The sequence below is a fragment of the Blautia sp. HCP3S3_B11 genome (assembly GCF_052064435.1).
Taxonomy (GTDB): domain Bacteria; phylum Bacillota; class Clostridia; order Lachnospirales; family Lachnospiraceae; genus Blautia_A.
Map to the genome: position 1 here is coordinate 225277 of NZ_JBQHVP010000002.1, position 19310 is coordinate 244586.

General features: G+C 42.0%; 17 protein-coding genes. 1 reads left to right on the forward strand and 16 read right to left on the reverse strand.

Annotation, left to right across the window (positions count from 1 at the left end; all coding sequences use genetic code 11):
* Positions 1–36 precede the first annotated feature (36 nt).
* The 6 genes from ACTNC0_RS02555 to ACTNC0_RS02580 form a co-directional block, all read right to left on the reverse strand.
* Complete coding sequence (locus ACTNC0_RS02555) at positions 37–324, reverse strand: carbohydrate kinase family protein (RefSeq protein ID WP_441086236.1); 288 nt, start codon at positions 322–324, stop codon at positions 37–39.
* A 690-nt stretch (positions 325–1014) separates the two neighbouring features.
* The gene (feoB, locus tag ACTNC0_RS02560) at positions 1015–3354 is read right to left on the reverse strand and encodes a ferrous iron transport protein B (protein WP_441086237.1); all 2340 of its coding nucleotides are present in this window, start codon (positions 3352–3354) and stop codon (positions 1015–1017) included.
* 346 nt (positions 3355–3700) lie between these two features.
* Positions 3701–4327, reverse strand: coding sequence for a DUF6465 family protein (locus ACTNC0_RS02565; RefSeq protein ID WP_441086238.1), 627 nt, complete (start codon positions 4325–4327; stop codon positions 3701–3703).
* Between the two features lie 157 nt (positions 4328–4484).
* Positions 4485–6566, reverse strand: a complete 2082-nt coding sequence (gene recG, locus ACTNC0_RS02570; protein WP_441086239.1) for an ATP-dependent DNA helicase RecG — start codon at positions 6564–6566, stop codon at positions 4485–4487.
* A 141-nt stretch (positions 6567–6707) separates the two neighbouring features.
* A complete protein-coding gene (locus ACTNC0_RS02575) occupies positions 6708–8342 on the reverse strand; it encodes a DAK2 domain-containing protein (protein WP_441086275.1) in 1635 nt (544 codons plus the stop codon).
* Positions 8343–8400: 58 nt separating this feature from the next.
* Positions 8401–8760 (reverse strand): Asp23/Gls24 family envelope stress response protein, encoded by a 360-nt coding sequence (locus ACTNC0_RS02580; protein ID WP_020993850.1) that lies wholly within the window; start codon positions 8758–8760, stop codon positions 8401–8403.
* A 208-nt stretch (positions 8761–8968) separates the two neighbouring features.
* On the opposite strand from ACTNC0_RS02580, the gene rpmB reads away from it, so the two are divergent.
* Entirely contained in the window at positions 8969–9157 is a 189-nt protein-coding gene (gene rpmB / locus ACTNC0_RS02585; protein WP_019161496.1) for a 50S ribosomal protein L28, read from the forward strand.
* Positions 9158–9388: 231 nt separating this feature from the next.
* Here rpmB and ACTNC0_RS02590 read toward each other — a convergent pair whose 3' ends face one another.
* From ACTNC0_RS02590 to ruvB, 10 genes are all read right to left on the reverse strand, one after another.
* On the reverse strand, positions 9389–9526 hold the full coding sequence (locus tag ACTNC0_RS02590; protein ID WP_178760763.1) for a hypothetical protein: 138 nt from the start codon (positions 9524–9526) through the stop codon (positions 9389–9391).
* 83 nt (positions 9527–9609) lie between these two features.
* Positions 9610–9981: a GerW family sporulation protein gene (locus ACTNC0_RS02595; RefSeq protein ID WP_117677344.1), complete on the reverse strand. Its 372-nt coding sequence runs from the start codon at positions 9979–9981 to the stop codon at positions 9610–9612.
* A 2-nt stretch (positions 9982–9983) separates the two neighbouring features.
* Positions 9984–10940, reverse strand: coding sequence for a hypothetical protein (locus ACTNC0_RS02600; RefSeq protein WP_441086240.1), 957 nt, complete (start codon positions 10938–10940; stop codon positions 9984–9986).
* Positions 10941–10944: 4 nt separating this feature from the next.
* A complete protein-coding gene (locus ACTNC0_RS02605) occupies positions 10945–11256 on the reverse strand; it encodes a hypothetical protein (protein ID WP_441086241.1) in 312 nt (103 codons plus the stop codon).
* A 171-nt stretch (positions 11257–11427) separates the two neighbouring features.
* The gene (locus ACTNC0_RS02610; RefSeq protein WP_441086242.1) at positions 11428–11883 is read right to left on the reverse strand and encodes an NUDIX hydrolase; all 456 of its coding nucleotides are present in this window, start codon (positions 11881–11883) and stop codon (positions 11428–11430) included.
* 458 nt (positions 11884–12341) lie between these two features.
* Positions 12342–13841 (reverse strand): peptidoglycan D,D-transpeptidase FtsI family protein, encoded by a 1500-nt coding sequence (locus ACTNC0_RS02615; protein ID WP_441086243.1) that lies wholly within the window; start codon positions 13839–13841, stop codon positions 12342–12344.
* Positions 13750–15123: an FtsW/RodA/SpoVE family cell cycle protein gene (locus ACTNC0_RS02620; protein WP_441086244.1), complete on the reverse strand. Its 1374-nt coding sequence runs from the start codon at positions 15121–15123 to the stop codon at positions 13750–13752. The genes ACTNC0_RS02615 and ACTNC0_RS02620 overlap by 92 nt, the downstream gene beginning before the upstream one ends.
* Positions 15124–15128: 5 nt before the next feature.
* Positions 15129–17408: a peptidase U32 family protein gene (locus ACTNC0_RS02625; protein ID WP_441086245.1), complete on the reverse strand. Its 2280-nt coding sequence runs from the start codon at positions 17406–17408 to the stop codon at positions 15129–15131.
* 244 nt (positions 17409–17652) lie between these two features.
* The gene (zapA, locus tag ACTNC0_RS02630; protein ID WP_441086246.1) at positions 17653–18060 is read right to left on the reverse strand and encodes a cell division protein ZapA; all 408 of its coding nucleotides are present in this window, start codon (positions 18058–18060) and stop codon (positions 17653–17655) included.
* Between the two features lie 245 nt (positions 18061–18305).
* The gene (ruvB, locus tag ACTNC0_RS02635) at positions 18306–19310 is read right to left on the reverse strand and encodes a Holliday junction branch migration DNA helicase RuvB (RefSeq protein WP_441086247.1); all 1005 of its coding nucleotides are present in this window, start codon (positions 19308–19310) and stop codon (positions 18306–18308) included.

Here is a 19310-nt window from a genome sequence, read left to right on the forward strand (position 1 = left end):
ATGTGCTTCATTTCATGCAGTGTATATTTCTGCAATTTATTTCTGATTTTTATTCTTTGTATTATAATTCAGTCCGAATTCCTCCGGCATAAAGCGCGGGCAGATATTCTCTGAAGTACAGATTACAGTGGAGGAAAGACGTGTACCGATTCCACATGCCTCTTTTAATGTTTTTCCATAAGTAAGTCCTGCACAAGTTCCTGCAAAGAAAGCATCTCCCGCTCCCGTAGTATCAACTACATCTACCTTCATAGCCGGACATACGCCATATCCGCCATTCTGATCTGCATATACAGCGCCCTGTCCTCCCATTGTCACGATCATCTGTGGAATATATCAATAAATACATCTCCGATCACAACAATTCCCATACTTTAAATTCACTCCTTTGTTCCTTATTTTTTCATCTTTTTTGAAGACCATTTCTCTTCCTGTTGCAATTCAGTCCGTGGCATGTGAACTGTAACATGAATAGCAACTTTCTCACGTTCGTATTCTAGTGTACCAACAAGTTGATTTCTTGAACAATCTTACGTCTAAATTTCTTATTTCCGCGTTGTCGTCGGTCGCCGTAGCCACCGCTACGCCTCTCTCCTCCGCCTTGAAATAAAGAATTTATCCTGCAAGATTGTTTCAAAAATCAACTTGTCGGCACACTAGTCATTGACGCTATGATAGCATAAAAAGCTTTTTCCGTAAAGTTTCTATTTTTTTCGACCTTATTCTTCACTAATCATAAAAATGTCCGGGAAACTTTTTTAATTATAAGAACATTACAGAATAATTTTTTATAGCATAAAAAATCCCCGTCTGCTGTACATTATTTTAGACAGTAGATCGAGGATTTTAATCAATAGTCAATCGGATATTCGCAATCCGCTTTCGCTACTTGCTCATAACCGAATAACTGCTCCGCAGTTTATCAGGAGGGGCTTGTACCCCTCCTGATACAAGCAAGTCCCACCCACTGCTTATTGCTTCTCGCAATTGAAGCAGGGGACTTACTTGATTCGGTTAAATAATGAATGCCGCAACAAAACGAACGATCAGTGCAACGATCCATGCAACCACACACTGCCACACAACTACACCTATGGCCCATTTTCCACCAAGTTCACGTTTCACTGACGCGATTGCAGCCACACATGGAGTATAAAGCAGGCTGAATGCAAGCAATGATGATGCTGCCAGTGGTGTCAGTACAGAAGCAATGCTTCCACTGAAAAGCACTTCCAGTGTCGATACCACGCTTTCTTTTGCCATAAATCCACTGATAAGAGCGGTGCAGATTCTCCAGTCTCCCAGACCAAGTGGCTTAAAAATCGGAACCAGAAGTCCGGCTGTCATTGCCAGAATACTGTCAGAAGAATCTTTTACCAGATTCAGATGCAGGTCAAAACTCTGGAGGAACCAGATAATCATAGTTGCAAGCAGGATTACAGAAAACGCTCTCTGCAGGAAATCTTTTGCCTTTTCCCACAGTAACTGTGCAACGTTCTTCGCTCCCGGCAGACGATAATTGGGAAGCTCCATGACAAACGGCACCGGTTCTCCTTTGAAAAGAGTACCATTGTACAGAAGTGCCGCCAGGATTCCCACAAAAATACCAAGCAGGTATAATCCTGTCATAATAAGCCCGCCTTTCTTTGGGAAGAATGCATTCACAAAGAAAGAATAGATTGGAAGCTTCGCAGTACAGCTCATAAACGGTGTAAGCAGAATCGTCATCTTTCTGTCACGTTCACTTGTAAGGGTACGCGTTGCCATAACCGCCGGAACCGTACATCCAAATCCAATCAGCATCGGCACAATACTTCGACCGGATAAACCAATCTTTCGCAGAAGCTTATCCATCACAAATGCCACACGTGCAATATATCCACTGTCCTCCATAAGGGACAGAAAGAAAAACAGAGTAACAATTACAGGAAGGAAACTCAAAACACTTCCCACACCTGTAAAGATGCCGTCAATTACCAGACTGTGCATGGCACTGTTTACATTGGCAGCTGTCAGTGCTGCATCGGTCAATGCAGAAATCTTATCAATTCCTATTTCCAGGATTCCCTGAAGCCACGCACCGATTACATTGAATGTCAGATAAAAAACAAGTGCCATAATTCCTATAAAACACGGAATCGCCGTATATTTTCCTGTCAGGATCCTGTCGATCTTTTCACTTCGAATCCTCTCCTTGCTTTCTTTTGGCTTTACAACGGTCTGCTCACATAATCGCTCGATAAAATCAAAACGCATATCCGCGATTGCAGCACTCCTGTCCACCTGGCGTTCTGTCTCCATCTGCTGTACGATATGTTCAAGCATCTCTGTCTCATTGGTGTCCAGCTTCAGTTTCTCCATGATCAGAGGATCTCCCTCGATTGCCTTGATTGCGGCAAAACGAGATGGGATGCCTGCCAGCGCCGCATGGTCCTCGATTAAATGCATTACCGCATGAATACAACGGTGAACAGCACCGTCATGGTCATTCTTATCGCAAAAATCCTGGCGCAGCGGATGTTCCTGATATTTTGCTATATGTAATGCGTGATTTACAAGTTCATCAACACCTTCATTCTTTGCCGCCGAAATAGGGATTACCGGAACTCCCAGCAATGCTTCCATCATATTTACATCAATGGAACCCTTATTTCCCAGCACCTCATCCATCATATTTAATGCAACGACCATCGGAATGTCCATTTCCAGAAGCTGCATGGTAAGGTACAGATTTCTCTCTATGTTTGTCGCATCCACAATATTGATGATCGCACTTGGTTTCTCATCCAGAACAAAATTTCTGGAAACGATTTCCTCACTGCTGTAAGGTGACATAGAATAAATTCCCGGAAGGTCGGTAATCTCTGTATTTGGGTGTCCCTTAATAGAACCTGTTTTACGGTCTACAGTTACTCCCGGAAAATTCCCTACATGCTGATTAGAGCCTGTCAGTTTGTTAAATAATGTAGTCTTTCCACAGTTCTGATTTCCTACCAGTGCATAAGTCAGAGTAGTTCCTTCCGGCAGAGGATGCTCATCTTTCTTGGAGTGATACTTTCCTTCCTCTCCCAGTCCCGGATGTTCTGCATCACTCAGAGACTCAATTCCTTTATGACTTCTGCTTCTTCTTGGAATCTGCTCAATCTCTATCTGTTCTGCTTCTGCCAGTCTTAAGGTCAGCTCATATCCATGCACCTGCAGTTCCATCGGATCTCCCATAGGTGCAAATTTTACAACCGTAACCTCCGCACCGGGAATCATACCCATATCCAGGAAATGCTGACGTAAGGCACCTTTTCCACCAACCGATTTGATCACAGCACTTTTTCCAATTTCCAAATCTTTTAATGTCATTGTCGTTCGCTCTTCTTTCGTTTTGTCATTTGGTTGTTATTGGCTAATGATTAATTATTATCAATAATTTATCCATTGAAGATAGCTTATACTAACTGATAATTTTTGTCAAGTAGGGCAGGCAGTGAAAAAATTATAGATACAATATTTTCTATAATTTTTTTCATATTACAGAAATGAAAAATATTACAGAAATAAAAACTCAGATGAATTTACCTTATCATCCGAGTTTCCTGAATTCATCCAGACAAATCACAACATCTGTCCCGACATTTATTTGATTTTTTTATTAGTGAATCTTTTAGCAGTATTTATATATTTATTTCCTGCTTCTGCTTTTTATATATCAGAGTCCGATAGCGCCTGTGATATCGCCATTAATTACATAGTATGCTTTATATTCTTCCAGTTTAATATAAATCTTAACGTCTTTAAGATCTTTCTCCTTCTTGCCCATTTCTTCTGTCCAGATCTTCTTTACATTCTCTAAAACATCTTTTGCATAGACTTCTTTGCCCATGAACTGAACGTATACTTCTGCAGTTGCTTCTTTCTTAGCAGTTCTTCTGGTAGTTGTCTTCTTCTCTGCTGCTTTTGCAACTGGCTTTTCTGCAGCTTTTTCAGCAGTTTTTTCAACTGGTTTCTCTGCAGTCTTCTTTGTTGTTCTTCTTGTAGTTGTCTTCTTTGCTGTAGTTTTAGTTGTTTTTGCTGTTTCTTTCTTCTCAGTTTCTTTTGCAGGTTTTTCTGCTTTTGTTGTTTCTTTTACTGTCGGTTCCTTTACAGCTACATCTGCTTTTACTGTTTCTTTCTTTACGGTCTCTTTCTCTGCAGTTTCTTTGTTATCGGTTTCTTTCTTCTCAGCTTCTTTGTTTACAGCTACTTCTGAAGCAGTTGTCTTTGCAGGAGCCTCTTTAACTTTGGTTGTCTTCGCAGTGGATGTATTGAGATCTGCTGTAGTTTTTTTTGTTGCCATTTGATAGCCTCCTTACAAGGTATAATTATTCTTTTTATGGAAATAGAATACTACTAATCTCCTGTTTTTGCAATGATTTTTACCTTTATATGGAAAAATTACTACAAACAGACAGCCTTTGTCTATATTCTTTCGCTCCCATTTTGTGCAATATTACTTATAATCCCAGATTCTGCAAATCTTCTTTCATATACTCAGACAGCTTTTTCTGCAATTCCTGATTCTGCGGAAGGCTTAAATCTTCATCCAGAGAAAGAATATCTGCCGCGGTCTCACTGGCTGCTTTCAGGATATCCGCATCCTGATAAATATCTCCAAGTTTAAACTCCAGCAGACCACTCTGGCGGATTCCAAACAAATCTCCAGGGCCTCGAAGCTTCAGGTCCTCCCCCGCGATGTAAAATCCATCATTAGATTTATTCAGAATTTCCAGACGTTTCGAAGTCTCCTTCGCCCCATTTCCCTGCATAAAAATACAATAGGACTGATATTCTCCACGCCCTACACGCCCACGAAGCTGGTGAAGCTGTGCCAGTCCAAAACGCTCCGCATTCTCCACCATCATCACTGTCGCATTTGGCACATTCACGCCTACCTCCACAACCGTCGTCGACACAAGAACCTGGATTTCTCCCGCTGCAAAAGCCTCCATGACCGCATTCTTCTCTTTCGCCTTCATCTTCCCATGAAGAGACGCCACCTTAATATCCGGCGGAAAAACATTTCGTAACTTCATCGTATAATCCAGAACATTCTCTCCATCCATGCCCTCACTCTCTTCAACCATAGGACAGATCACATAAACCTGACGTCCCTGACGGATCTGCTTCTCCATAAAAGAATAAGCCTTGGGCCGATAAGAAGTATCCACAACACAATTCTTAATAGGAAGTCTCTGCGCCGGAAGCTCATCAATCACAGAAATATCCAGATCACCATAAATAATGATAGCAAGAGTACGCGGAATCGGTGTTGCACTCATTACCAAAACATTCGGCGGATTTCCCATCGTCGTCAGAGCTTCCCTCTGCTTCACACCGAAACGGTGCTGCTCATCCGTAATAACAAGCCCCAGATTATTATACTGCACCTTCTCCTGTATCAAAGCATGTGTTCCTATGACCAGATTTGCCTCTTTCGATGCGATCAGCGCATATTTTTCCCGCTTCTCCTTCGCCGTATCCGATCCGGTAAGCAGTACCGGATGACCAAATTCTATATTATGCTCCTGCAACAATTTCTCCATCGCCTGAAAATGCTGCCTCGCCAAAACCTCCGTCGGCGCCATCAAAACAGCCTGATAACCATTCTCAACCGTCATAATCATCGCCAGAAAAGCCAGAATCGTTTTTCCGCTTCCCACATCTCCCTGAACCAGCCTGGACATCAACGCCTGGCCACTTAAGTCCCTCTCAATTTCATGCCAGACATTCAGCTGAGCCTTCGTCAAGTCATACGGCAAATCCTCTATAATCTTCTCCGTCGTCCAGACAGGATGCATCGGAAACGCATTCGGCGCCTCTTCCGCCTTCTCCTTCAACATCTGCACCGCAAGAACAAAAAGAAGGAACTCATCAAACACCAGACGCCTCCTGGCAGATAACAACTCCTGCATATTCTTTGGAAAATGAATCGCCGGAACTGCAAAATTCCTGTCTGCCAGATGATACTTCTCCTTATATTCATCCGCCAGATACTCCGCCTGAAGACTCTGCTCCTTCAACACCTGATGAAGCAACTTCACGATTGTCTTATTCGAAAGCCCCGAAGTCAGCCCATAAATCGGCTGAAGACTATGCAGAATCTCCTCATAAGCCGCCGGAGTAAAAATCTCCGGATGCTCCATCTGCAGCTTTCCCTGCTTTCTCGCGATTCTTCCCCTCAGAACAAAAGCACACCCTTTTCTCACCGTAGAACGCAAATACGGCGCATTAAACCAGGTAACCGAAAGCCTCCCTGTAAGATCCGCCACCGTAGTTGTAATCACCTGAAGATTTCTCACCTGATTCACATATACCCCCGTAACAACCGTCCCGAAAATTGCCACAACAGAGCCCTCCTCCACTGCTTTAATCTCCACCGGCTCCTCATACGCATCATAATTCCGGGGATAATAACTCAACAGCGACTCCACATCCGTCACCCCGATTTTCGAAAACAGCTTCTCTGTTTTCTCACCTACACCCTTCAACGTACGCAAAGATGTTGACATATATAACAGATTCCTTTCCAGTCCCACCCACTGCTTATTGCTCTTCGCAACCTCCGCAGGGGACTTACTTGATTCAGTCAAAATACGAAAACGGATATACCTCACCTCTCCGGCGACCTATATCCGTCCTCATTTACCTATAAATATTCATTTAAATCCTAACGACCATTATTCAACGGAAATAACATAATAATAAATCGGCTGTCCGCCCGCATTAAGTTCCACATCACAATCCGGATAAGCCTCCTCAAGTGCTGCTGCCAGTTCCTCAGCTTCCGCTTTCTCAGTATCAGCACCATAATAAATACTGATCACCTCAGAATCCTCATCCACCATCTCTGCAACAGTCTCCTTCGTAACTTCCACACGATCCTTACCAACAGCCAGGATTCCATGATCACCGATACCCATGATATCTCCCTCATGAATCTCCTTATCATCAATTCTGGTATCACGAACCGCATAAGTAACCTGTCCTGTCTTGACATTCTCGATTGCCTGAAGCATTGCCTCTGTATTCTCAGCACTGTTCTTCTCAGGCACATAGCTGATCATAGCAGTGATTCCCTGCGGAATTGTCTTAGTCGGAACAACTACGATTTCTTTATCTTCTGTAAGATCTCTTGCCTGATTTGCAGCAAGAACGATATTCTTATTATTCGGGAAGATATAGATGGTCTTTGCATTTACTTTTGAGATTGCATTCAGCATATCTTCTGTACTTGGGTTCATTGTCTGGCCACCTTCGATCAGATAGTCTACACCTAGTTCCTTAAAAATCTCTGTCATTCCATTACCAACAGATACGGAGATAAATCCAACTTCCCTCGGAGGCTGTGCTGCTACTTCTTTCTCTTCCTGTTCAGCCTGCTCTTTCGCCAGCTTCTGGGCATCTTTGATCAGTTTCTCCTGATGTTCCTCACGCATATTGTCAATCTTCATGCGGGAAAGAGCACCAAATGTAAGAGCTTTCTCGATTGCCTGTCCAGGATGATTTGTATGAACATGTACTTTCACGATTTCATCATCTGCGACAAGAACGATTGAATCACCCAGTGACATAAGGAATTTCTTGAATTCATGTTCTGTCTCCTCGGACATCGGCTGATTCAGAAGAATGATAAATTCTGTACAATAGCCAAATTTAATGTCAGCCTCTGTCTGAGCATCAATCTTAGTTACTGCAGGTCCTTTCGCTTTATCAAACTGAGTATAATCGATCTCTTTACCAAGGAAACCATCATATGCACCATGATATACTTCCAGGAGTCCCTGTCCGCCAGAGTCCACTACTCCTGCTTCTTTCAGAACAGGAAGCATCTCCGGTGTCTTCGCCAGAGTTTCCTCTGCATGAGCAATCACACCTTTAAAGAATGTATCCAGATTCTCTGCTGTCTCTGCAATTTCAACAGCTTTCGCAGCTGCTTCTCTTGCAACAGTAAGAATTGTTCCTTCTTTCGGTTTCATAACCGCCTTGTATGCAGTCTCCACACCTTTCTCCATCGCTGCTGCTATAGCGCTGGCATCCAATTCCTTGCTGTCTTTAACACTTTTGGTAAAACCACGAAGAAGCTGTGAAAGGATAACACCTGAGTTACCTCTTGCACCGCGCAGAGAACCGGAAGAAATCGCTTTAGCCAGTGACTCCATATCAGGCTCTCCAAGAGATCCTACCTCTGCAGCCGCTGCCATAATTGTCATTGTCATATTGGTTCCTGTATCTCCATCCGGTACCGGAAATACATTCAGTTCATTGATCCATTCTTTCTTAGCTGCCAGATTCTTGGCTCCTGCAAGAAACATTCTGGAAAGTATTCTGGCATCTATGGTTTTGTTATTCACCACAAGTTCCTCCTCTATCCTAATCAATTGCACGTACACCTTCTACATAAATATCGATCTTGTCAATCTCCATTCCTGTAAAGGCTTCGACTTTATATTTGACATTGCTGACAAGGTTATCTGCAATTGTGCTTATATTTACGCCATATGCCACAATAACATGGAAATTCAGGCGGATTTTATTGTCCTCAGTAATTCTGACACTGATACCATGTTTCAGGCTGTTCTTACCAAGAAGCTTAACCAGTCCGTCTTTCATGCTGACTGCAGCCATACCTACGATACCAAAACACTCTACTGCAACGCTTCCTGCGTAGGTTGCGATTACATCTGTGTCAATTATAATCTGACCTAATCCGGAATCTATACGTCCATTCATATGGTTACCTCCAATTAATATATTGTATGTAAGTGTATTATAACCTCTTTTTACAGAAAAGGAAATATAATTTTTTGAGTTTTTTCCTTTTTTTGCTTGCAAAAGCACAATTCATCTGTTACAATGTAATCTGTTGAACACAAGGTTACTGTTTTAGACACCAGACACACAGCAGACAGTAACAATAAAGCGTCAAGGAGGTGCTATCATGGCTAAATGTGCAATCTGTGAAAAAGCTGCTCATTTCGGAAATAATGTAAGTCATTCACATAGAAGATCCAATAAAATGTGGAAATCTAACGTAAAATCCGTTAAAATCAAAACTGCTGAAGGCGGAGCTAGAAAGACATATGTATGTACTTCTTGCTTAAGATCCGGTAAAGTAGAAAGAGCATAATAACACCAATTGCCCCTGTTTTTACAGGGGTATTTTTTTACCCTTTCGAAAACCAGCCTCTCATTTCCAATGATCCAATGGATATTTACAATTACATGAAACTTACCTAATCTGTTAAAATCCACAATTATCAGATAAAAATATAAGAAACCACAGTCTGCCAGATATTCTACAAAATTTTATAGAAATCATGGCTGATCCTGCAGTCTCTTTTTCTTTTATATATTATTTTCAGTGGCAGAAAAGATGATATCCCAGCAACAGGAAAATACCGGCTGAAACTACCAGGATCACATTCTCTGCGATCAATAATCCGATCACCATCCCAAGCCCTATGAAAAACAGCATAAAACCTATCAGCTTTTCCAATTCTCCTGCACCTTTTCTTTTTCATTGGTTTGATATAGTTTATGCAAAAACTCTATTATGAATGCCTATAACGGATTTCTGTCTTATTTTTCAGGCTCACTGATTGGTTCATCGTCACCTTTTCCTGATGTGAAACGATCTACAAAATCCGGCACCATATCAAGAATCTTGGTCAGTCCATCCTGATTCTTCACGTTGACAAGTTTGGTTGTTCCATTCTGAATTACAAGTACTGCGCATGGAGTCATCTTTCCGGCCATTCCACCGCCGCCGTTATCCTTCTTCTCTCCTGAGAAAGCACCGGCACCTACACCAAAAGAGACATCCATCAGAGGAAGGATGATCGTATCACCTACATGGATTGCTTCTCCCACTACAGTTTTTGCAGAGATAAAGCTGTCCATTCCCTTGAATAATGAGTTTACAGTTTCTTTAAAGTTATTTTCGTTTGCCATGGTCATGCCCTCCTGGTTTTCCAACGTTTTATAACGTATTTTATATTTTTATCAAAATAAATGATCAATGCAGCGCGCAGAAAAACAAATCCATAGATTCTGCCTTTTGTCCTGATATTTCCTTGCAGATAATTCTCTCCACCAAAGCGAGGATTGATCTGAACACAGTTCTTATGAAAAGGAATTGTCATACCAAGTACAGCAAGTGCTGTTCCCGTCAGAGCAGGATCTTCAAAAGAAAATGCAACCTGTCCTTCTATCTTTGTAGGGAAAATATGCTTAAGAAGAAATTTCGCATGTTTCCACACCAGAGTTCTGGCAGCTTTTACTCTCGGATGTTCGAGAAAAGATTTCCACCAGGACAGATTATTTTTGACTTTCTTGAGTGTCCTGCGAATATTTTGCAATTTTGTCCGAATTCCTTTGAATATATTTCGAATTCGGTCATATATTCTTTTAATAAAGAACGTTTTCTGTTCTGAAACCTCCTCTGAAGCTGTATCTTCTGGTTGAATTTTATTTTCAGTAGAATTTGCGCCTTGATCTGACGAATCATTCGATGATTTTGCTTCTAATTCACGCTTTTCATTCTTTGAATTTGTCGCCTCAGATCTCGTTTCTTTTGTTCCGGATTTCTTTGAAGTATTCTTCACATTTTCCGAATCTGATTTTTTCTTCTGGCGTTTCTTCAATAATTTATCTACGGGAGTTCCAAATAGATGAAACGACATTTCCATCTGCTGATCTTTCCATTCAGTTTTCAGCGAAACTCCATGAAATAACCAGCTTACAACGCCTTCTCCTTCTATCTGATTCCAGTCGCCTTCCGTCTTAACAACTGATACCTTATATCTCACAGGGCAGAACAGAACAAGAAGCACTGCCAGTAAAAGAAGTCCCAGCAGGATCCCCAGTATGATCAATATAAACTTAAGGATCAGCCATAAAATATGTAACATATTCTCACCTGTTTTCTATATATTCAGCTATTGCAAAGGTTCCTGTCTCCGTATACATTTCATCAATCAGGCTCCTCACCATCTCCAGAGCTTCCTCCTTGCCCTTTGCCATTCCTATGATTTCAGGACAGATTCCGTAAAAGCTCTTCTGGAATAACATCGCTGCCGGAATAATATCCATAAGATTAGATGGATTTTCTGATAATGTAAGAAGATAAATGCCTGGCACCAGTTTTCCACTATTTAATTTCTTTTTTATCTTACCGGGATTCTTTACAGATTTCCCTGCCAGAAAATTCTCCTGCCACTTTAGCATCTTACACCTTCTCTCATTTCTGCCTACACCAAATCAATAAGCTTATCCTTTTTATTTCTCAGTCTTATATCCCAACAGGCATTTCTTCTGTAACGTAATTCATTTAAAGTATTCCCGTTTTCTCCAGAATTTAAACCGGGCTGCGTCGTAAAAAACACAGCCCTGTTCTCGTTAATAATACTTATGCTGTTTTCCCCAGAGTCCGTTACTTCTCATTTCCAGATATTCCTGATAAGCACGTTCTACAATCTGCTTTTCATTGGAAAATCTCAGCAGATGGTAGATCTCATGAAATTTGTAATATCCGGAATCTACAAAAAACTCTTCTCTTTGGGGCTTACTATGATAATTATCCGCAGTCATCAGATACCAATGTACCTCTTTGGAAACCACGTCCTCCGGAACGGTAAAGTTATATTGGCTCTTCCCGATATATTTCACAATGGTCGCACGCACTCCAGCCTCTTCCATCACTTCCCGCAATGCCGTCTGTTCATGCGTCTCACCCAGTTCCACTGTTCCCTTCGGTAATACCCAGCCCTCATAACGGTTCCTGTAAGATTTATACAATGTAAGAATCTTACCCCGATGAATTACCACACCGCCACAGCTCGTTGCTTCTATCATAATGCAATCCCTCCTGTTTTGCGTGGTATTATAAACTGAATATAGTATACCTCTTTTTCCCAAAACCCGCAACCCGTAAATATGAAATCATTGCAGTTGTTACTGTTCACGTTATTGTTCACTGGTAGTATTCCGCGAGGTGTTTTTTGTGAGCGAAGGTCACAGAAAACCCGAGACATACCGCGCGAATTTATGCGATTAGCATAAATTCTGTGCATCGCGTAGCGTGTTACTGGGCACGGAGTGAACAGTAACACTGTTCACGTTATTGTTCATACACCGCTATCCCAAGATACACAAGCCAAATTCCAATTGCTGCTGGCAAGCCAGAATAAATTGGGACTGTATTACCGAGAAGATAATGAACATTAATGCTACCGATATTACTGAATATAAACCAAATGCTCTGTTCAAAGATTTTTTCAAAATCCTCATTGAACAGAGCATTTCTTTAATTATCAGTTGTCATAATAATATGCATCAAAAATCTGTCCGGCAATCGGGACTGCTGCTTCGCTTCCCGTACCACCATTCTCAACGATAATAGCTACCACGAGATCCGGATTATCTACATTCGAATAACCAATAAACCAGGAATGACTGGAGCCATTTTCATCAAATTCCGCAGATCCGGTCTTGCCTGCTACCGTATATCCTCTTCCATTCAGTGCAGATGCCGTTCCATTCTCTACAACACCTTTCATCAGTTTTCCAAGGATATTCGCCTCGTTTGTAGTCATTAATTGTTTATAGCTCTCCGGTTCTGTTGTCTTGACCGTTTCTCCGTCTGAGCTGACTATCGAATCAATCAGATATGGTTTCATCAGTTCGCCACCATTTGCGATCGCACTGGTAATCAACGCCATATGCATTGGAGATACCAGGGTATTTCCCTGACCGATTGCAGTCTGCATAACCTCTGCCACCGAAGACTTACCATTTAATGTAAACGTACTCTTTTTATACGAAGTAAGAGGAAGGCTCTTATTAAAAAGAAGATCCTCTGCCGTCTTTTTCAAAGAGCTTCCACCAAGCATAGTTCCAATCTCCGCAAACGCACTGTTACAGGAATTGGCAAAAGCACTGTAAAAGTCTTCCTGTCCATGAACTGTTCCACCATAACAGCTGATTGTATGATCTTCCATGGTAATGCTACCCTCACAGAGATAAGAAAAACCTTCCAGACTTCCCTTTGTTCTGAAGTAGTCAAGAGCAGTTACCACTTTGAATGTAGAACCCGGAGGATACGCTCCGTTGGTCGCCCTGTTCAGAAGGCTGCTGTCATTGGAATCATTAACCAATGTATCCCAGTTCTGGGAGATCGTATTTGGATCAAAATCCGGCTTGCTTAATTCTACCAGAATCTTTCCCGTAGATGGTTCAATCGCAACTACCGCACCTCTTCTATCTCCAAGTGCATTATATGCCGTTGTCTGAAGATCCGCATTTAAGGTTGTCACTACAGAATCACCCGTATTCTTCTGATTCAGAAATTCATTTTTTATCTGATTCAGAAAGAATTCGTGAGATGTCAGAAGCTGGAAGTTCGCTTCTGATTCCAGTCCGCTTTTTCCATTTGTATCATATCCAACCACATGAGCAAACATATTTGCATATGGATAGGTACGCTCCTCTGTCCCATCTTCATAAACATTAGTCTGGGCAAGCACCTGCTCATCCGCAGATATGATCTTTCCCCTGACAACTCTGTCTGAAAATGTATCCTGTCTTGTATTATACGGACTGTTGATAAAATCATCGCTCTTTGCATAATTAAAGTAGACCAGATACCCAATCATGCTGACAAAGATCAGCACAAAAAAACAGGATACCAGTGTATATTCCTGATTACGGGGTCTTCTTTTTTTAGAAATCTCCTGAGCCTTGCGCTTCTGACGCTTCCTGAGCTCTTTGCGCCGCTTCTTTTCTTCGATATCTCTCAATTTCTTCGTCCTCATCTTCTCTCAAAATATACAATCCCTGAATAATTGCCAGCATCAGCACCGTACTCGCCACAGAGCTTCCTCCGTAGCTGACCAATGGAAGTGTCACACCTGTCATAGGGATGAATTTCGTTGCTCCGCCTATTGTCAGAAATACCTGAAATGCATATTCCGTACCAAGGCCAAGCGCGATCAGTTTATAAAATGGTTTCTTTATCTTAAGTGCAATATTTACGATCATCAGAAAGAAATTCATACATACAAGAATCAGACAGATTGCAAAAATACACCCCATTTCCTCACAAATGGCGCTGAATATAAAGTCATTCTTAACAACCGGAATCTTCTCAGGGGAGCCCTGGCATAATCCCATTCCAAACCATCCGCCGGTTCCAATCGCAAACAATGACTGAACGATCTGATATCCTTCATTCTGATATACTGCCATAGGATCTTTCCATGCTGTCACCCTCTGGCGTACATGCCCAAACAAATGATATGCAATAACTGCTCCAGCCGAACCGCCGCCAAGGCCAAGCGCCAGATATCCTACATTCTTGGAAGCAACATAAATCATCACGAGGTATGCCGCAAAGAAGATTACCGCACTTCCCAGGTCTCTGGAAAGCACCAGGATACCAACATGAAGCCCTGCCACTATAGTAGCCTGGACTACTTTTGAAAAATCTGCATCATTTCTCAATAATGCTGCCATAAAAAATACAAATGTGATCTTAATTGCCTCTGATGGCTGAATTCCCATCAGAGAAAGCTTCGCTCCATAGCTTGTCTGTGCAAGCACAAGTACCGCCGCTAGCAGGACAATTCCGATTCCGGCATAAACCCATGTCAGATCTTTGAGAAATTTCATTTTTCGGATCAGTACCGGAACGACAAGTGCTGCCACATTCACACCGGTTACGATCACCAGCTGTCTGGTTGCCGTTGATACATCTAATCTGCACAGCATGATAAATCCAACGCTCAGAAGCATACACATATTATTCAGCAGTAAAATCGATGCTTTCTTATATATAAGTCTGTACAGAATCTGGATTCCTGCAAAAAACGCCATCATCTCTACATAAAACAGAATAACCTGAAACTTACCAGTCTTCAGGTAGATGACCAGAAACGCAGTGAAATCCATAAAAAAGATAAGCATCAGCTGCTGCCGCAGCGATTCGTTTCTCTCTTCCTCACTCTGCTGTTTCACCAGATAGAAACAGTGAAAAGTATAAATTACCATCAGGGTAAGGATCACATACTTGGATAATTCTACAATTACATTAATCATATGCCTTACTCGGCTCCTCTTTTAAAATGTCCCTTAGTATAGTCCCGCTTCCGAGGGTTCTTCTCGTTCAGATAAACGTCCCTGAACTCTTCATAAATCTTTACTGCATCCTGCGGTTTCTCAATTGTGAATGCAAGTCTCAGGGAAGAAACACCCAGTCTGTCTATCTGTGATTTTTCCTTCAGCAGACCATAAGGGATACTGTTGTAAATGATATTATAGCAGGGTATGCGGGAATTTGTATTCTCCATTTTCCATGGATTACATACACATTTGGCTGTAAATTCCTTATCATAGCGGTCCTTCATAGTCACCCACTCTTCTTTATGATTACACCCATAGACATTCTTATGCACGCATTGAGCAGAAATCATAAGCGGCAGATAGCCATAAATGAGCATCTCGCTATTCTGATTATTTCTGTGACGGATTTCTCCCTCATTTAGCTCAAGAGGCACTGTATTGCGCATAACATGCTGTCCAATCCAGAAATCAACTGCTTCGTCATTCCATGTATACACGCTGTGATCCAGCACACATTTCTCTGCAAGCCCGGCTTTCTTAAGAATTGCAAAAGTTTCCAGGTTTCTTACAAGAAATCCTGTCATTCCTCTGTCCAGCCAGTTATCTATCTGGGTAAGAAGATTTTCCGGAAATTCTCCTCTCATAATGTGTGGCAGTGACAGATACATTTCCATTCCTCTGCTCACACCTTCATCAAGACAGGCTTCCATCGCATCACCGTTAAGGTACATTCCCTGTATCCCTTCTCTTTTATATAACGCAAGAGCGGTGGATTTTTCTTCACATGATATATAAATTGGCAGCGTTTTTTGTATTTTAACTGCTTTTTTGTTTGTATGCTGACTGTTTTTTTCTACTTCTTCTCTTCTATATGATTTGAGGATTTCTTCTTCCAATGATTCCAACGCCTGTCTGCGGACTTCATTCAACATTTTCATCGGGATAAAAATGCTCTCATCCATCTGAATTTCCAGATTCTCCCACTCATATTCCGTATTTCCAAGCTTCTCCATCTGTGAGCGGATACGTTCCCCAGTCAGCGGTTGATTCTGTGCATACTGCACTTCTCCGAGGGATGCGGATCCATGAATTCCCCTGCAGGATACATCCAGTATAGCAGGACTTCCCGGGAAAAGAATTAACGTTCCCTGAATTTTTTCTTTCTTTTTTCTTAATACAGGCGTGATATCTCCAGTCTTCTTCTCATTTGTGAACGCCATCATAGATGGACCATTCTGCATCTCATAGTATCCGGTGCAGGAACCGCCTCTGTTAAACAAATCCAGCAGATATTGTCTGTCTTTCTCCGCTACTTTATAATTCTCAGCACCTTTCTCAAAAAGAATGTCCAGATATTTTCTATATACAGATGTTACTCCCGCTGTATATCCCGGCTGTTTCATTCTTCCTTCTATCTTAAGGGAAGTAACTCCTGCCTCAATAATCTGCGGAAGAATTTCTATTGTAGAAATGTCTTTCAAACTCAGCGGACATACTTCTTCCTGAAATTTATCCTGTCGGTTTCTGCTACTCTGATTTTTATTTTCAAAATTTCTATTCGTACGATTTTTATTTATGTGACTCTTATTCGTGCAGTTTTTACTTCTCTGATTCTCAGTTTCCTCCCTGTATTCTCCGCACAGTCCTGTCTGATACGGCAGGCGGCATGGCTGGGCACAACGCCCTCTGTTTCCGCTTCTGCCCCCAAGGATGCTGCTCATCAGACACTGTCCCGAATAACTGTAACATAATGCTCCATGGACAAACGATTCTATCTCTATCGGGCTTGTCTCATGCATTCTCCGGATTTCATCAAGGGAAAGTTCTCTGGCAGTTACCACGCGGGACGCTCCCTGCTCTTCCAGAAACTTCATTCCCTCAGGACCAGTTACCGTCATCTGTGTGCTGGCATGAAGATGCATTCCCGGAAACATCTCCCTGATCATCTTAAACACACCCAAATCCTGAACGATCACCGCATCCAAGCCTTCCTTATAATACGGAAGCAGATAATCATAAAGCTGTTCGGAAAGTTCTCTGTTCTTTAGAAGCGTATTTACTGTCAAATACAACTTCTTCCCATGAATATGCGCAGTGTCTATCGCACGAAGAAGTTCCTCTTCACCGAAATTCTTTGCATAGGCTCTCGCACCAAATGCTGCGCCACCCACATAAACCGCATCTGCTCCTGCACCGATTGCAGCCTCAAATCCCTCATAGGAACCTGCAGGTGCCAGAAGTTCTATCTCTTCTCTTCTCACTTACATACCTCATTCTAAAATATTATTCATTCTATAGCAATTCTACAAAATAATGCAAATAAGACAATCCAGCAGAGTACGAAGGACAAGGAAGATATCTGCCGGCGTGCTGACGCACGACAAAGATATCTGGCGCGGGACTTCACGCTCTGATAATCTGAATTAATTGCATTATTTTGGGGAATTGCTATAAAAGCACTAACAAATCGTAAAGGGGAAATCACCGAAGCAATCCCCCCTCTTATTATTTCAGCAGCTCATCAATCTGCTTTTCCAGTTCTTTATTCTTTCCTTCCAGAAGGCTCTTCTGTTCAAGTGCTTCCTGCTCATTCTTCTGAGCTTCCTCAATCTGCATGCGAAGCGAAATCAGTTCATGCTTCAGATCATACATCTCCTGATCCTTCTGCTGTAAATCCTGTTCAAAAACCTCCGCCTGCTTCTTTGCCTTAAAATAATCATCCGTAATATTCAGGCTTAAAAGTGTATGCTTAGTTTCCATCGGCTGTCTGCTGTAACCAGGCATACCGCTTAATTCATCCATCTTTTTATTTATATAGGATGCTACTTTCTGGAAATATTCTTCCGATTCATAACCTCCCAGCGTAATAATCTTACCTCCTATGATTACCTTTGCTGTATTTTTGACCGCCATCCGTACGAGCCTCCTGTATCTTAATTATTACTATTTTTCAGTAATCTGAATTGTCTCTGTAAATATACATATATGTCATTTCCTGCCCATATCAGGCAAATAAAATCATCCAATTTACCATCAGGATTATCTGTCTCCTATTTATTGAGATTCTCAGACATTTACTTCATTATACTCGAAAGCAGTCGAAATGTATAGGAATTTTTAAAAAAGTTTTAATTTTTATCTCTTTAACATTTTTTTACTCAGTTTTTATCAGGCATCGGATACCCCAGATGTTTATACGCCAGTGCGGAAGCCATTCGCCCACGCGGTGTACGGTTCAAAAAGCCATTCTGGAGCAGATAAGGCTCATACACATCCTCCAGAGTACCTGAATCCTCTCCAATAGCCGCCGCCAGTGTCTCCAGGCCGACCGGTCCGCCCTGAAAGTTCACGATCATGGTCTGCAAAATTCTTCTGTCAATCTTATCAAGTCCATACTGATCCACTTCCAACAGATTCAATGCAAAACAGGCCACATCATAAGTAATCCTTCCGTCATATTTCACCTGTGCGAAATCACGTACTCTCTTCAACAGACGATTGGCAAGTCGCGGCGTTCCCCTGGATCTCTTGGCAATCTCCGCAGCACCTTTCGCATCAATCTCCACTCCCAGAACCTGCGCTGAACGGATAATGATCGTCTGTAATTCCTCATGCGTATAAAATTCCAGATGGTGCATCACACCAAAACGATCACGAAGCGGTGCAGAAAGAAGTCCTGCTCTCGTAGTTGCACCTACCAGAGTAAACTTAGGCAGATCCAGACGAATCGATCTGGCTGAGGCACCCTTACCAATCATAATATCAATCGCATAATCCTCCATCGCAGGATAAAGCACCTCTTCCACCTGTCTGTTCAGACGATGGATTTCATCGACAAACAGAATATCTCCCTCCTGCAGATTATTCAAAATAGCCGCCATCTCCCCCGGTTTCTCAATCGCAGGACCGGAAGTCACCTTCATATGAACTCCCATTTCATTGGCAATGATACCGGAAAGTGTCGTCTTACCAAGCCCCGGAGGACCATAAAACAACACATGATCCAACGCATCATGCCTCTGCTTGGCAGCCTCTATATATACTTTCAAAGTATTCTTAGTCTTCTCCTGACCAATATAATCATCCAGAGTCTGCGGACGAAGATTCCCCTCAAGCGAAAAATCCTCCTCCGTCACATCTGTAGTTATAATACGTTTCTCCAT

What these genes read in the sequence shown, in the direction of transcription:
- ACTNC0_RS02595 (WP_117677344.1), bottom strand. Translation starts at nt 9,981, where the DNA reads ATGGCAAACGAAAATAACTTTAAAGAAACTGTAAACTCATTATTCAAG.
- ACTNC0_RS02565 (WP_441086238.1), bottom strand. Translation starts at nt 4,327, where the DNA reads ATGGCAACAAAAAAAACTACAGCAGATCTCAATACATCCACTGCGAAG.
- ACTNC0_RS02615 (WP_441086243.1), bottom strand. Translation starts at nt 13,841, where the DNA reads ATGAGGACGAAGAAATTGAGAGATATCGAAGAAAAGAAGCGGCGCAAA.
- ACTNC0_RS02610 (WP_441086242.1), bottom strand. Translation starts at nt 11,883, where the DNA reads ATGATAGAAGCAACGAGCTGTGGCGGTGTGGTAATTCATCGGGGTAAG.
- rpmB (WP_019161496.1), top strand. Translation starts at nt 8,969, where the DNA reads ATGGCTAAATGTGCAATCTGTGAAAAAGCTGCTCATTTCGGAAATAAT.
- ruvB (WP_441086247.1), bottom strand. Translation starts at nt 19,310, where the DNA reads ATGGAGAAACGTATTATAACTACAGATGTGACGGAGGAGGATTTTTCG.
- zapA (WP_441086246.1), bottom strand. Translation starts at nt 18,060, where the DNA reads ATGGCGGTCAAAAATACAGCAAAGGTAATCATAGGAGGTAAGATTATT.
- ACTNC0_RS02620 (WP_441086244.1), bottom strand. Translation starts at nt 15,123, where the DNA reads ATGATTAATGTAATTGTAGAATTATCCAAGTATGTGATCCTTACCCTG.
- ACTNC0_RS02580 (WP_020993850.1), bottom strand. Translation starts at nt 8,760, where the DNA reads ATGAATGGACGTATAGATTCCGGATTAGGTCAGATTATAATTGACACA.
- ACTNC0_RS02555 (WP_441086236.1), bottom strand. Translation starts at nt 324, where the DNA reads ATGATCGTGACAATGGGAGGACAGGGCGCTGTATATGCAGATCAGAAT.
- ACTNC0_RS02575 (WP_441086275.1), bottom strand. Translation starts at nt 8,342, where the DNA reads ATGTTTCTTGCAGGAGCCAAGAATCTGGCAGCTAAGAAAGAATGGATC.
- feoB (WP_441086237.1), bottom strand. Translation starts at nt 3,354, where the DNA reads ATGACATTAAAAGATTTGGAAATTGGAAAAAGTGCTGTGATCAAATCG.
- ACTNC0_RS02605 (WP_441086241.1), bottom strand. Translation starts at nt 11,256, where the DNA reads ATGCTAAAGTGGCAGGAGAATTTTCTGGCAGGGAAATCTGTAAAGAAT.
- ACTNC0_RS02600 (WP_441086240.1), bottom strand. Translation starts at nt 10,940, where the DNA reads ATGTTACATATTTTATGGCTGATCCTTAAGTTTATATTGATCATACTG.